This window comes from Bifidobacterium vespertilionis, from assembly GCF_008698145.1.
In the GTDB taxonomy this organism is placed as follows: domain Bacteria; phylum Actinomycetota; class Actinomycetes; order Actinomycetales; family Bifidobacteriaceae; genus Bifidobacterium; species Bifidobacterium vespertilionis.
In genome coordinates this window covers 52,493-64,156 of record NZ_RZNZ01000015.1, presented here as the reverse complement: position 1 = coordinate 64,156, position 11,664 = coordinate 52,493, and the positions used below count along the sequence as shown (strand labels likewise).

13 protein-coding genes and 1 tRNA gene are annotated in these 11,664 nt (G+C 67.0%); 12 read left to right on the top strand and 2 right to left on the bottom strand.

Annotated elements, in window-relative coordinates:
• The first annotated feature begins 32 nt into the window (after window positions 1–32).
• From EMO90_RS10040 to nusG, 10 genes are all read left to right on the top strand, one after another.
• Window positions 33–1,013 carry an ATP-binding cassette domain-containing protein gene (locus EMO90_RS10040; protein ID WP_223849783.1) on the top strand — a complete coding sequence of 327 codons (981 nt, stop codon included), beginning with the start codon at window positions 33–35 and terminating at the stop codon, window positions 1,011–1,013.
• On the top strand, window positions 1,010–1,876 hold the full coding sequence (locus EMO90_RS10035) for an ABC transporter permease subunit (RefSeq protein WP_150354353.1): 867 nt from the start codon (window positions 1,010–1,012) through the stop codon (window positions 1,874–1,876). The genes EMO90_RS10040 and EMO90_RS10035 overlap by 4 nt, the downstream gene beginning before the upstream one ends.
• Window positions 1,877–1,919: 43 nt before the next feature.
• Window positions 1,920–2,891 (top strand): sensor histidine kinase, encoded by a 972-nt coding sequence (locus EMO90_RS10030; RefSeq protein ID WP_150354352.1) that lies wholly within the window; start codon window positions 1,920–1,922, stop codon window positions 2,889–2,891.
• On the top strand, window positions 2,888–3,658 hold the full coding sequence (locus tag EMO90_RS10025) for a response regulator transcription factor (protein ID WP_150354351.1): 771 nt from the start codon (window positions 2,888–2,890) through the stop codon (window positions 3,656–3,658). Before EMO90_RS10030 ends, EMO90_RS10025 begins: the two co-directional genes overlap by 4 nt.
• 76 nt (window positions 3,659–3,734) lie before the next feature.
• The gene (gene obgE, locus EMO90_RS10020; RefSeq protein ID WP_150354350.1) at window positions 3,735–5,402 is read left to right on the top strand and encodes a GTPase ObgE; all 1,668 of its coding nucleotides are present in this window, start codon (window positions 3,735–3,737) and stop codon (window positions 5,400–5,402) included.
• A 4-nt stretch (window positions 5,403–5,406) separates the two neighbouring features.
• Window positions 5,407–6,549, top strand: coding sequence for a glutamate 5-kinase (gene proB, locus EMO90_RS10015; protein WP_150354349.1), 1,143 nt, complete (start codon window positions 5,407–5,409; stop codon window positions 6,547–6,549).
• Window positions 6,550–6,618: 69 nt separating this feature from the next.
• Window positions 6,619–7,824 carry a pyridoxal phosphate-dependent aminotransferase gene (locus EMO90_RS10010; RefSeq protein ID WP_150354378.1) on the top strand — a complete coding sequence of 402 codons (1,206 nt, stop codon included), beginning with the start codon at window positions 6,619–6,621 and terminating at the stop codon, window positions 7,822–7,824.
• A 189-nt stretch (window positions 7,825–8,013) separates the two neighbouring features.
• Window positions 8,014–8,089: transfer RNA gene (locus EMO90_RS10005), tRNA-Trp, on the top strand.
• Window positions 8,090–8,132: 43 nt separating this feature from the next.
• Window positions 8,133–8,360 carry a preprotein translocase subunit SecE gene (gene secE / locus EMO90_RS10000; RefSeq protein WP_150354348.1) on the top strand — a complete coding sequence of 76 codons (228 nt, stop codon included), beginning with the start codon at window positions 8,133–8,135 and terminating at the stop codon, window positions 8,358–8,360.
• Between the two features lie 28 nt (window positions 8,361–8,388).
• Window positions 8,389–9,309, top strand: coding sequence for a transcription termination/antitermination protein NusG (nusG, locus tag EMO90_RS09995; RefSeq protein WP_150354347.1), 921 nt, complete (start codon window positions 8,389–8,391; stop codon window positions 9,307–9,309).
• A 200-nt stretch (window positions 9,310–9,509) separates the two neighbouring features.
• Here the strand turns inward: nusG and EMO90_RS09990 are convergent, their stop codons facing one another.
• Both EMO90_RS09990 and EMO90_RS09985 read right to left on the bottom strand, forming a co-directional pair.
• The gene (locus EMO90_RS09990) at window positions 9,510–9,806 is read right to left on the bottom strand and encodes a ribbon-helix-helix domain-containing protein (protein ID WP_150354346.1); all 297 of its coding nucleotides are present in this window, start codon (window positions 9,804–9,806) and stop codon (window positions 9,510–9,512) included.
• A 3-nt stretch (window positions 9,807–9,809) separates the two neighbouring features.
• Window positions 9,810–10,199, bottom strand: a complete 390-nt coding sequence (locus EMO90_RS09985) for a hypothetical protein (protein WP_150354345.1) — start codon at window positions 10,197–10,199, stop codon at window positions 9,810–9,812.
• Window positions 10,200–10,477: 278 nt separating this feature from the next.
• Between EMO90_RS09985 and rplK the strand changes: the two genes are divergently transcribed.
• Window positions 10,478–10,909 carry a 50S ribosomal protein L11 gene (gene rplK, locus EMO90_RS09980; RefSeq protein ID WP_150354344.1) on the top strand — a complete coding sequence of 144 codons (432 nt, stop codon included), beginning with the start codon at window positions 10,478–10,480 and terminating at the stop codon, window positions 10,907–10,909.
• A 16-nt stretch (window positions 10,910–10,925) separates the two neighbouring features.
• Window positions 10,926–11,618 carry a 50S ribosomal protein L1 gene (gene rplA, locus EMO90_RS09975; protein ID WP_150354343.1) on the top strand — a complete coding sequence of 231 codons (693 nt, stop codon included), beginning with the start codon at window positions 10,926–10,928 and terminating at the stop codon, window positions 11,616–11,618.
• Window positions 11,619–11,664: the final 46 nt, after the last annotated feature.

Here is an 11,664-nt window from a genome sequence, read left to right as displayed (position 1 = left end):
GACGGAACGCAAGGAAAAGCGAAAGGAGCGGGATGATGAACGTGTTGGAGACGCGGGCGCTCGGCAAACGATACGCCGGCAAGTACGCGGTGGATCATCTCGACATGCATGTGCCGCAGGGCGCGATCTACGGATTCGTGGGGCGCAACGGCGCGGGCAAATCGACGGTGATGAAGATGGCGGCCGGTCTGGTGGCGCCCAGCGAGGGGGAGGTGCGGCTCTTCGGCGAACCGTTCGTCCTCGGCGGGCATGGCTCCGGTCACGGAGCCGCCGGCCACGCGCGTCGGCTGGGCGTGCTGATCGAGAACCCCGGCATCCTGCCGACCATGAGCGCCATGGACAATCTGGTGGCGCTGTGCCTGGCGGTGGGCGATCCCAGCCCAAGGAAGACCGCGGCCGATCTGCTGGACGTGGTGGGGCTGGCCCACACCGGGCGCAAGGCGGCCAAGGGCTTCTCGCTCGGCATGAAGCAGCGCCTGGGACTGGCCATGGCGCTGGTGAACTCGCCCGATCTGCTGCTGCTCGACGAGCCGCTCAACGGCCTCGATCCCGAGGGTGCCCGGGCCATCCGCACCATGCTGGTGAAGCTCAACGAGACCCGCGGCGTGACGATCGTGATCAGCTCGCACGTGCTCGACCAGCTCGAGCGCATGTGCACGCACTATGGGGTGATCGCGTCCGGCCGCATGGTGCGCGAGATGACCGCCAGGGAGGTGGCCGAGGAGTGCGGCAACAGCATCAGGGTGCGCACGGCGGACACCTCCGTGGCGCTGGTCCTGCTGCAGGACCGCAATCTGCCCGGCGTGCGCTACGCCGCCGAATCCGACGGGTCGATCATCATCTCCGGCGATGCGAAGCCGGAGGCGATCGCCCGGATGCTGCACGACGACGGCCAGACCGTGCTGGAGCTGGCCGTGCAATCGAACGATATGGAAGACTACTTCGTCCACCTTATGGGCAGCGACGAAACACAGCCGGAGCAGCCGGCCCAACCGCACGGAGGTGCACGATGATGATCCTGCCACTGCTGAAGTCCGATTTCTACCGTCTGGTCCGCAGCACCTACTTCTGGGTGGTCAGCGTGCTGTCCGTCCTGGTCAGTGAGGGATTCACGCTGATCGGCATATTGGCCGGCAGCGGCGAGCCGACGCCTGGCGCCGGACGCGTATGGCAGACGCACGCGCAGATGCTGTCCAGCTCTCTTCTGGCCGGCGGCCTGCTGCTCCTCTTCACCTCGATTCTCACGGTGCGCATCGCCTCGGAAGATACGGAGCGCGGGCTCGTGAAGAATTTGTTCGCCGGGCGGTCCCGGCGCGCGGGCTACTACATCGAGAAGCTCGTGCTGATCGCCGGCATCACGGCCTGGATCCTGTTCCTGAACGTCGCGGTCATGGAGGTGATGCTCGCGGTGCTGGGCTACCGGTACGCGCAGCCCGAACCGTGGGGCCGGACGATCCTGTACGTGGCGCTCATGCTGCTGGGCATGTTCGCGATGGGCGCGCTGGTGGCCGCGATGACGTGGCTGATCCGCAGCAAGGCGTTCTCCATGACGGCCGGCGTGCTGGTCGCCATCGGCATCGTGAACAGCGTCGTGTCTCTGGCCGCCGCGGTGCTCATCTCCGCCACGAAGATGAAGTGGATCGGCACGCTGGCCCAGATGACGATCACCTCGCCTCTGGAGCAGCTGGGCAGGCAGCCGGACAACCTGTTCATCACGCTCGGTGCTCAGAGCACGACCGTGCTGCCGGATCTGTCCGGCACTGCCCCCACCTGGGGTTGGCCGCTGTGGGTGTTCTCGCTGGTGCTGTTCACGGCATGGATCGCTCTGTCGGTGGCGGTCACGCTGCTGGCCAACCGCCGGCGCGACGTGTGCTGAGCCGCAGTGTGCTGAGCCTCATGCCGGACAGGAATTCGCTAGGATGGCAGTCATGTGGATGGTGATCGGATTGCTCGTGGGCGCGGCGATTGGCGCAGGCGCGACGGCGGTCTGGTACGGACGGGAGTCCAACCGCATGGCTGCCTTCCTGCATGCCCGGCCGGATGAGGGCAATGCGCGGCTCACCGTGGGCGTGCCGGGCGAATCCGCCCGTCGGCTGGTGATGGCGATCAACGAACAGCTCGACCGCATTCAGGACGAGCGGATCGCCGATCGCACCCGGCAGGACGAATTCCAGCGCGATCTGTCCGCCCTGAGCCACGATGTGCGCACCCCGCTGATGGGCGTGCGCGGGCATGTGCAGCTCGCGCTGGACGATCTGGCCGCGGATTCGGCGCAATCCAACGGCGATGTGGCCCGTCATCTGACCATCGCCGCCGCCCGCCTGGACGAGATGCGCGGGCTGCTCGACCAGCTGTTCGACTACGCGCGGGCCAAGGATCCCGACCGCGGGCCGAAGATCGAAACCGTGCCGCTGCACCCGCTGCTCGCGCAGACGCTGGTGGGGCACTACCCCGAGTTCGAGGAGCGCGGATGGGAGCCGATCATCGACTTCGCGGACGAATCCGTGGCCGTCGAGGCCGATCGCGCCTCCTTGGCCCGCATGCTGGAGAACCTCACGGTCAACGCGCTGCGGCATGGCGACGGTGCGCCGGTCATCGTCGAGCGGGCGGATCCGGATCGGCCCGGGACGGTCAGGCTCACGTTCGCCAATCCCGTGCCGGCCGGCGTCTCGATCGACCCCGACCGCCTGTTCGCGAGGTTCTACCGGGCCGACGAGGCGCGTGGCGGCGTGGGCACTGGGCTGGGGCTGGCCGTGGTGCAGTCGCTCGCCGAACGCATGGGCATGACCGTGGACGCCGAGCTGACGCATGCCGGACTTGCGGGCGCCGGCGGGGAGGAAGGCGGTACGATGCTGACCATCGGGCTGACCATGCAGGAGGCTGGGGCATGAGCGGAACGGCTGGCGGGCCACGCGTGCTGGTCATCGAGGACGATGCGGACATCAACGAGGTGGTGTGCGCACATCTGGCCCGGCGCGGCTACGATGCGACGGCCGCCCGATCCGGCACCGAGGCGCGCGCGATCCTCAAGGACATGGGCACGGGCGAGGCGCGGTTCGATGCGATCGTGACCGATCTCATGCTGCCGGGCGTGCCGGGGGAGGCGCTGGTCGCGCAGCTCAGGGCCGCCGGCGAGGGCGTGCCGATCATCGTGATCTCTGCGCGCGCCGAGGTGGACGATCGCGTGGCCCTGCTGGCCATGGGCGCCGACGACTATCTGGTCAAGCCGTTCGATCTGAACGAGCTGACCGCGCGCATCGAGGCGCAGCTCCGCGCGCGCGGGTACGGCAGACGGGGAGTGGCGGACGGCGACACGACCGGCGCGGCGGGTCATGACGCCGGGGGCGACGGGAACGGCCGCCATGTGCTGACCGCCGGGCGCTGGACGATCGACGAGGACGCGCACACCTTCGCGGTGGACGGCGAGCCGGTCGCGCTGACGAATCTGGAGTTCGCGATCGTCGCGCTGCTTGCCGAGCATCCCAACACGGTGTTCACCAAGCAGCAGCTGTACGAGCTGTGCTGGGGCGAGGCGTGGGCCGGGGACGACAACACGGTCACCGCGCACATCTCGAAGGTGCGCGCCAAGCTCAAGCCCACCGGCACCGACGGGTATGTGGCCACGGTGTGGGGGATCGGCGTCAGGCTGAAGGCATAGCGGGCGGAGGCCGGACGCAGCCCGTGCGGGATGCTCCCGGGCGGGCGGGACATCCCAATCGGTACAGTAGAGCGTTATGAGTGATTTTGTGGATAGAGTGACCGTCCATGTCAAGGGCGGCGACGGCGGCAACGGATCCGCCGGTGTGAGGCGCGAGAAGTACAAGCCGCTGGCCGGCCCGAACGGCGGCAATGGCGGCGACGGCGGCTCCGTGATCTTCGTGGCGGACCGCAACACGACCAGCCTGCTGGACTTCCGGTTCATGCCCCACCGCGTGGCGGACGGCGGCACGATGGGTCTGGGCGACAACAAGGACGGCTCCAAGGGCGCCGATCTGATCCTGAACGTGCCCTGCGGCACCGTGGTGTTCGACAAGAAGGGCCGCACCCCGCTGGCCGATCTTCGCCACCCCGGCGACCGCTTCGTGGCGGCGGCCGGCGGCGCGGGCGGACTGGGCAACGTGGCGCTGGCCAACAAGACCCGCCGCGCCCCCGGATTCGCGCTGCTGGGCGAGCCCGGCGAGGAGCGCGACGTGGTGCTGGAGCTCAAGTCGATCGCCGACGTGGCGCTCGTGGGCTTCCCGTCGGCCGGCAAGTCGAGCCTCATCGCCGCGATGAGCGCCGCCAAGCCGAAGATCGCCGACTACCCGTTCACCACGCTCGTGCCGAATCTGGGCGTGGTTCAGGCCGGATCCATGCGCTATACCATCGCCGACGTGCCGGGCCTGATCCCGGGTGCCAGCCAGGGCAAGGGCCTGGGGCTGGAGTTCCTGCGCCATATCGAGCGCACGGAGATCATCGCGCATGTGATCGACTGCGCCACGCTGGAGCCGGACCGCGATCCGATGGGCGACTACGAGGCCCTGGAGCACGAGCTCGCCCAGTACGCCGGCAGCCTTGATCTGCCGCTGGGCGCCATCCCGATCGCCGAGCGCCCGCGCGTGATCATCCTCAACAAGGTGGACGTGCCGGAGGCCAAGGAACTGGCCGAATTCGTCAAGCCCGACTTCGAGAAGCTGGGCCTGAAGACGTTCATCGTCTCCACCGCGTCGCACGAGGGCCTGAAGGAGCTGGGCTTCGCGCTCGCCAATCTGGTGACCGAAATGCGGGCGAAGGTGCAGGAGCGCGAGGACGCCGCCGAGGAGCAGCGCGTGGTCATCAAGCCGCTGGAGGACCGCCAGTCGGCCCGCCGCGCACCCGTCGGCAGGAAGGGCATGCTCGAATTCTCGATCGAGCGCAAGGAGCTGGAGGACGGCAGCCCGCTGTTCGTGGTCACCGGCACCAAGCCCGAGCGCTGGGTCATGCAGACCAACTTCGACAACGACGAGGCCGTGGGCTACCTCGCCGACCGTCTGGCCAAGCTGGGCGTGGAGGACGAGTTGCGCCGCAAGGGCGCGCGTCCGGGCGATGAGGTGCAGATCGGCCGCGGCGACCGCGCGGTGGCGTTCGACTGGGATCCGGCGATCGCGGCCGGCGCCGAGATGCTCGACGGCTCCCAACTGGGCGCGCGCGGCAAGGACCTGCGTCTGGAGACGGACAACGGCTACGCCCGCCGCCGCACCAACGCGGAGCGCCGCGAGCAGTACAAGGCGATGATGGACGCGAAGACCGCCGTCCGAGCCGCCATGGCCGCCGAACGCGCCGCCGGCCACTGGGCCGACCCGTCCATCGACGACGACCGCCACGACACGACCAGCCTGTTCGGCCGCGGCGAGGAACCGGACGACGACGGCAAGGACGAGTGAGGCCATGACCGTGGCATCCAAGGTGACCGAGGCCGATGTGCGCCAGACCGTGGCCGGCGCCCGGACCATCGTGGTCAAGGTGGGATCCAGTTCGCTGACCCGCTCGTCCGGGCATCTGGACGCGGCGAAGCTGGACGCCCTGGCCGCGGCGCTTGCGCAGACCGCGCTGATGGGCGCGCGCGTGGTGCTGGTGTCCTCCGGCGCCATCGCGGCCGGCTTCGGCCCGCTTGGATTCGACGCCAGACCCGGCGACGTGGCCACGCAGCAGGCAACCGCCGCCGTGGGCCAGGGCCTGCTCATGGCCCGCTACGAGACCGCGTTCGGCCGGTTCGGCATCCGCGTGGGCCAGATCCTCATCACCGCGGAGGACACGATCCGCCCGCAGCAGTACCGCAATGTGCAGCGCACGCTCGGCCGCCTGCTGGATCTGGGCGTGGTGCCGATCGTCAACGAGAACGATTCGCTGGCCAGCAACGAGATCCGCTTCGGTGACAACGACCGCCTGTCCGCGCTGGTGGCCAATCTGGTCCGAGCCGACGCGCTGGTGCTGCTGACCGACGTGGACGCCCTGTACACCGCGCCGCCGTCCCAGCCGGGCGCCCGTCGCGTCGGGTTCGTGCCCGACGTGGTGGCCGCGATGGACGATGTGACGGTCACCGGCCCCACCTCCGGCGTGGGCACCGGCGGCATGGTCACCAAGCTCGAGGCGGCCCGCGTGGCCGCGGTTTCCGGCATCCCGACCGTGCTGACCTGCGCGTCCAACGCCGGTCCGGCCCTGATGGGCGACCCGGTGGGCACGGTGTTCGCCCCGGTCAAGCAGCGTGGATCGTCGCGCCGGCTGTGGATCGGGTTCGCGGCGGACCCGCGCGGCACGCTCGTGGCCGACGCCGGCGCCGCCAAGGCCGTGCGCGGTGGACGGGCCAGCCTGCTCGCCGCCGGCGTGCTCGAGGTGCGCGGGGCGTTCTCCGCCGGGGATCCGGTGTGGATCGACGACGAGGCGGGCGATCATCTGGCGCGCGGACTGGCAGGCTTCGACTCCGAGGAGATCCCGCAGATGCTGGGGCGCACCACCGTGCAGCTCAGGCGATTCCTGGGCGACGAGTACGCGCATCCGCTGGTGCACAGGGACAATCTGGTGCTGGTGTAGGCGACGCGAAAACCGGGCGTCCGGGTCTTGCCCGGGTCGCGCATTGGGATTACCCTTTGAGGCATGACTATGGCTCAATGGCAGACTTTCAGTGACCGCATCAACCACGTTGCCCCAAGTGCCACGCTCGCCGTCGATTCCAAGGCCAAGGCCATGAAGGCCGCCGGACTCGACGTCATCGGCTTCGGCGCCGGGGAGCCCGATTTCCCCACCCCCGCGTATGTGGTGGACGCGGCCGAGGCGGCGTGCCGCGACCCGCGCAACTACAAGTACACCCCCACGCCCGGCCTGCCCGAGCTGCGCGAGGCGATCGCCGCCAAGGTGACGCGCGACTCCGGCTACGAGGCGACCGCCGATCAGGTGGTGGTGACCAACGGCGGCAAGCAGGCCGTCTACGAGACCTTCCAGATCCTGCTCAACGACGGCGATGAGGTCATCATCCCCACTCCGTACTGGACCAGCTACCCGGAGGCCGTGAAGCTGGCCGGCGGCACGCCCGTCGAGGTGTTCGCCGGCGCCGACCGCGGCTTCGAGCCGGACATCGAGGCGATCGAGGCGGCCCGCACCGAGCGCACCAAGGCGATCATCATCACCTCGCCGAACAATCCCACCGGCGCCGTGTGGAGCGCCGGGACCATCCGCGCGATCGGCGAATGGGCCGTGGAGCACCACGTGTGGGTCATCTCCGACGAGATCTACGAGCACCTGAACTACGACGGCGCGAAGACCGCCTACGTGGGCGTGGAGGTGCCCGAATGCCGTAGCCAGCTCATTGTGCTCAACGGCGTGGCCAAGACCTACGCCATGCCCGGCTGGCGCGTCGGCTGGCTCGTGGCGCCCGTCGAGGTGGCCAAGGCGGCCGCCAAGCTGCAGGGCCACCTGAGCTCCAACGTGTCCAACGTGCCGCAGCGCGCCGCCCTGGCCGCCGTGGCCGGTCCGCTGGACGAGGTCTACATGATGCGCTCCGCGTTCGACGCCCGCCGCAGGGCGATCGTGACGGCCCTCAACCAGATCGAGGGCGTGTACTGCCCCACGCCCACCGGCGCGTTCTACGCCTTCCCGGACGTCAAGGGCCTGCTGGGCCGTCCGCTGGGCCCCAACGGGACCGTGGTGAACTCCTCCTCCGAACTGGCCGCCGCGCTGCTCGACGAGGCCCATGTGGCCGCCGTGCCCGGCGAGGCGTTCGGCGCCCCCGGGTACCTGCGCTTCTCCTATGCGCTGGCCGACGACCAGTTGGCCGAGGGCATGCGCCGCTTCCAGCAGTGGGCAGCCTGACGGGCGCGTGATCGGCGCGTGATCGCGCCTGATTGCGACATGCCGAAGAAACGTTGAAATCCCGCGGTTTCTGCCGCGGGATTTTTGTTGCGTTGGACGAAATCGCAATAACCGGCTAATATCTCCTCTTGGCGGTTTTCGCTGGCGCAAGCGTCCGGTCAGACGGACGGTTGCCGGTGGAGTTCACCTAGGGAAGTGGCGCAATTGGTAGCGCAACGGTCTCCAAAACCGTAGGTTGTGGGTTCGAGTCCCGCCTTCCCTGCCACTTATTTTTCTTCAAAGAACAGTCAAACAAGCGAAGGACGGAAATGGCAATGGCATCCAAAGCTGAGAAGGCGTCCAAGCCGAACGTGTTCATGCGCATTGGCCTGTTCATCAAGCAGATCATCGACGAGATGCGCAAGGTCGTCACCCCCACCGGCAAGGAGCTTCTGGGCTGGGCCGTCGCCTGCTTCATCTTCGTCCTGCTGCTTATGGCTTTTGTGACGGCCATGGACTTTGGCCTCGGCAAGCTTGTGATGTGGGTGTTCGGCTGATACGCCGGACTGACGTGAAGGTGAGTGCATGACTGACGAAGTGAATCTGGACAACATCCCGCAGGACGGCGAGGATTCGGTTGCCCCCGAGGCCGACGAGACCCATGAGGTCGCGGTGGATCTGACCGCCGCCGAGCCCGAGGACGAGCAGACCGAAGCCGCCGATGCTGCGCCGGTTGATCCGGTCGCTCCGGTTGCCCCGGCCGAGACCGAGACTGCGGCTGAGCAGCCCGTCGCGACCGTCGAATCCTCCGATGAGGCCTCCAAGTCCGCCGATCTGGATGAGGACGAGGATGCCGAGGAGAATCTCTCCGAGGAGGCTGAAACCCAGGACGCCGGCCAGAAGGCCGTGGAGGAGTTCTCCAAGTCCCTGCGCACCCTCGAGGGCAAGTGGTACGTGCTGCACACCTACTCCGGCTACGAGAAGCGCGTCAAGACCAACGTCGAGTCCCGCATCGCCTCCTTCGGCCTTGAGGACACGGTCTTCCAGATCGAGGTCCCCATGGAGGAGGTCGAGAAGCACACGGACAAGGGCAAGAAGGTCATCACCCGCGTGCGCGTCCCCGGTTACGTGCTCATCCGCATGTGGCCCGATGAGAACGCCCGCCGCATCGTGCGCGAGACCGAAGGCGTGACCGGTTTCGTCGGACCCACCAAGGATCCGGCCCCGCTCAGCCGCAAGGAAGTCGTTTCCATGATGGCCCCCATGATCGCCTCCGAGGCGCTCAAGAAGGCCGGCGACAAGCCCGCCGCTGCCAAGAAGCGCACCGTTGAGGTCGCCTACGCGGTCGGCGATCAGGTCACCGTCACCGACGGCCCCTTCACCACCATGTCCGCCGTCGTCTCCGACGTCGAGCCCACCACCCAGAAGCTCACCGTCCTCGTGTCCATCTTCGGCCGCGATACGCCGGTGGAGTTGGGCTTCGACCAAGTCGAAAAGCTGCAATAAATCGAATCGCGGAGCGTCCTCGGCGTTGCTCCTCGGTCGGCGTACCGGTGTACGCCTTCCCTCGGGGCGCCTTGAGGCCGCACGCGCGATTCGATTTATTGCCGGGTCAGTTTGGGGCCGGTAGAGGTTGCCGGTTAAAATCGTTGGAATGGCTTCCGCCGGGGTGGCGGGGGCCATTTTGCGTTTCAGTGGGGGCGGGGCTAGGCCGTTCGGCGTTGCTTTTCGCGGATTCCCAGGGCGAGCAGTTCGCGGAGCATGGTTGCTCGGCTGACCTTGCTTTGTCGCGCCAGCTCTTCGGCAGCCTGCAGCATGCCGTCGTCCACGCGCAGCGTGACAGTGCTCATCGGCTCGTCATACAGACGCGGCCGGCCGTAGCAGTGGCGTGTGACCACCTTGCCCGCTTCGCCCTGATAGATGCCGCGATCGGCGTCGTTGTCCCATTGCTCAAGCATCTGGGGCGTGATGACGGTGCCGTCGGATGTGGTGATCGCTGCCATCGTCTATCTCCTTCCGATCAATGTGCGGATCCGGCGTTCACTGAATCCCATCTCGTGCAGAAATTTTTTCTGAGCGTTGTTGGCGTGATACATTGCCAGCCGTCCATTGCCCAGATCGATGGCGATCATCTCCACAAGCCGGCCGTGCGGGTCGTATCCCACGGCCATGATCTGCGGGGGATCAGTGCCGATTCTCGTCATCATTTTCCAAGCGTGCCGCCATGCGGAGCGCAGATCGTCCGCATTGAACTGCGGATGTCGTTCGATCACGCGTGGCAATATCTCCACATCGGCGTCGAACGGCTGATTCGACGCCCATGCCTTGTTTGCTGATATCAGCTTACTTATTTCGTGCACGAAACTCAAGAGACAGCGTATCGGCGTTGTTCCCATCGTGTTTGCTCCCGTCCCCATCCCTCAGCGCCATTATGGCGGACGTGGCCGCATTTCGTCCACTGCGACCGGGGCATGTGCGCGGATGTGCCCCCCGTTGTGGATGGCCGGGCGTGTCGCGGCAGGGATGTCTGGGTTCGAGGGCATAATAGGAAAGCTTGTGTCTGGAGGGGTAGCCCGCTAGCACAGCACTAGCAATATACGTTGCGGGAGGAGTCCGCCGCGGGTAGCCGTGGCGTTCGCCGTTTCACCGCTTCATAGAAAGAAGAACCAATAACATGGCTCCCAAGAAGAAAGTCTCCGCGCTGATCAAGCTGCAGATTCAGGCTGGCAAGGCCAACCCGGCCCCGCCGCTGGGTCCTGCACTGGGCTCGCATGGCGTCAACATCATGGACTTCTGCAAGGCGTACAACGCCCAGACGCAGGACAAGATGGGCCAGGTGATCCCTGTTGAGATCACGGTTTACGAAGATCGTTCCTTCACCTTCGTCCTGAAGACCCCGCCGGCAGCGGCTCTGCTGCTCAAGGCCGCCGGTATCCAGAAGGGCACCGAGAACCCGCTGACCCACAAGGTCGGCTCCGTCACCAAGGACCAGGTCCGCGAGATCGCCCAGATCAAGATGGAAGACCTGTCCGCCCGTGACATCGAGGCCGGCATGAAGATCATCGAGGGCACCGCCCGTTCCATGGGCATCACGGTTACCGACTGAGAGAGGAGAAGGACTGATGGTTAAGCGTTCCAAGAAGTACCGCGAGGCGGCCGAGAAGATCGATCGCAACAACCTGTACACCGCCTACGAGGCCATTTCGCTGCTCAAGAGCATGCCGGCCTACAACTTCGACCAGACCGTCGAGGCCGTGTACCGTCTGAACGTGGATCCGCGCAAGGCCGACCAGCTGGTGCGCGGCACGGTGAACCTGCCCCACGGCACCGGCAAGACCGTGCGCGTGGCCGTGTTCGCCCGTGGTCCGAAGGCCACCGAGGCCACCGAGGCCGGCGCCGACATCGTCGGTGATGACGACCTGATCGCCAAGGTCCAGGGCGGCTTCCTCGACTTCGACGCCGTGGTCGCCACCCCGGACATGATGGGCAAGGTCGGCCGTCTGGGCCGTGTGCTCGGTCCCCGCGGCCTCATGCCGAACCCGAAGACCGGCACCGTCACCATGGACGTGGCCAAGGCCGTCGCCGACATCAAGGGCGGCAAGATCGAGTTCCGTGTGGACAAGCACGGCAACCTGAGCTTCCTGATCGGCAAGCTGTCCTTCGATGAGAAGGCTCTGGACGAGAACTTCAAGGCCGTGGCCGACGAGGTCAAGCGTCTCAAGCCGTCCACCGTCAAGGGCCGCTACATCACCAAGGCCACCGTGACCTCCACGATGAACCCGGGCGTTCCGGTCGATCCGAACACCCTCGCCTGATTCGCGGCGCGGTGATCCCCATTCGGTGATCGCGTAAGCGTGAAGG

Bases quoted from the DNA above. Each gene is read 5' to 3' on its own strand.
- EMO90_RS10030 (WP_150354352.1), top strand. From the start codon at position 1,920: ATGGCAGTCATGTGGATGGTGATCGGATTGCTCGTGGGCGCGGCGATT.
- EMO90_RS10010 (WP_150354378.1), top strand. From the start codon at position 6,619: ATGGCTCAATGGCAGACTTTCAGTGACCGCATCAACCACGTTGCCCCA.
- obgE (WP_150354350.1), top strand. From the start codon at position 3,735: ATGAGTGATTTTGTGGATAGAGTGACCGTCCATGTCAAGGGCGGCGAC.
- proB (WP_150354349.1), top strand. From the start codon at position 5,407: ATGACCGTGGCATCCAAGGTGACCGAGGCCGATGTGCGCCAGACCGTG.
- EMO90_RS09990 (WP_150354346.1), bottom strand. From the start codon at position 9,806: ATGGCAGCGATCACCACATCCGACGGCACCGTCATCACGCCCCAGATG.
- EMO90_RS10040 (WP_223849783.1), top strand. From the start codon at position 33: ATGATGAACGTGTTGGAGACGCGGGCGCTCGGCAAACGATACGCCGGC.
- nusG (WP_150354347.1), top strand. From the start codon at position 8,389: ATGACTGACGAAGTGAATCTGGACAACATCCCGCAGGACGGCGAGGAT.
- EMO90_RS10025 (WP_150354351.1), top strand. From the start codon at position 2,888: ATGAGCGGAACGGCTGGCGGGCCACGCGTGCTGGTCATCGAGGACGAT.
- EMO90_RS10035 (WP_150354353.1), top strand. From the start codon at position 1,010: ATGATGATCCTGCCACTGCTGAAGTCCGATTTCTACCGTCTGGTCCGC.
- rplA (WP_150354343.1), top strand. From the start codon at position 10,926: ATGGTTAAGCGTTCCAAGAAGTACCGCGAGGCGGCCGAGAAGATCGAT.
- secE (WP_150354348.1), top strand. From the start codon at position 8,133: ATGGCAATGGCATCCAAAGCTGAGAAGGCGTCCAAGCCGAACGTGTTC.
- EMO90_RS09985 (WP_150354345.1), bottom strand. From the start codon at position 10,199: ATGGGAACAACGCCGATACGCTGTCTCTTGAGTTTCGTGCACGAAATA.
- rplK (WP_150354344.1), top strand. From the start codon at position 10,478: ATGGCTCCCAAGAAGAAAGTCTCCGCGCTGATCAAGCTGCAGATTCAG.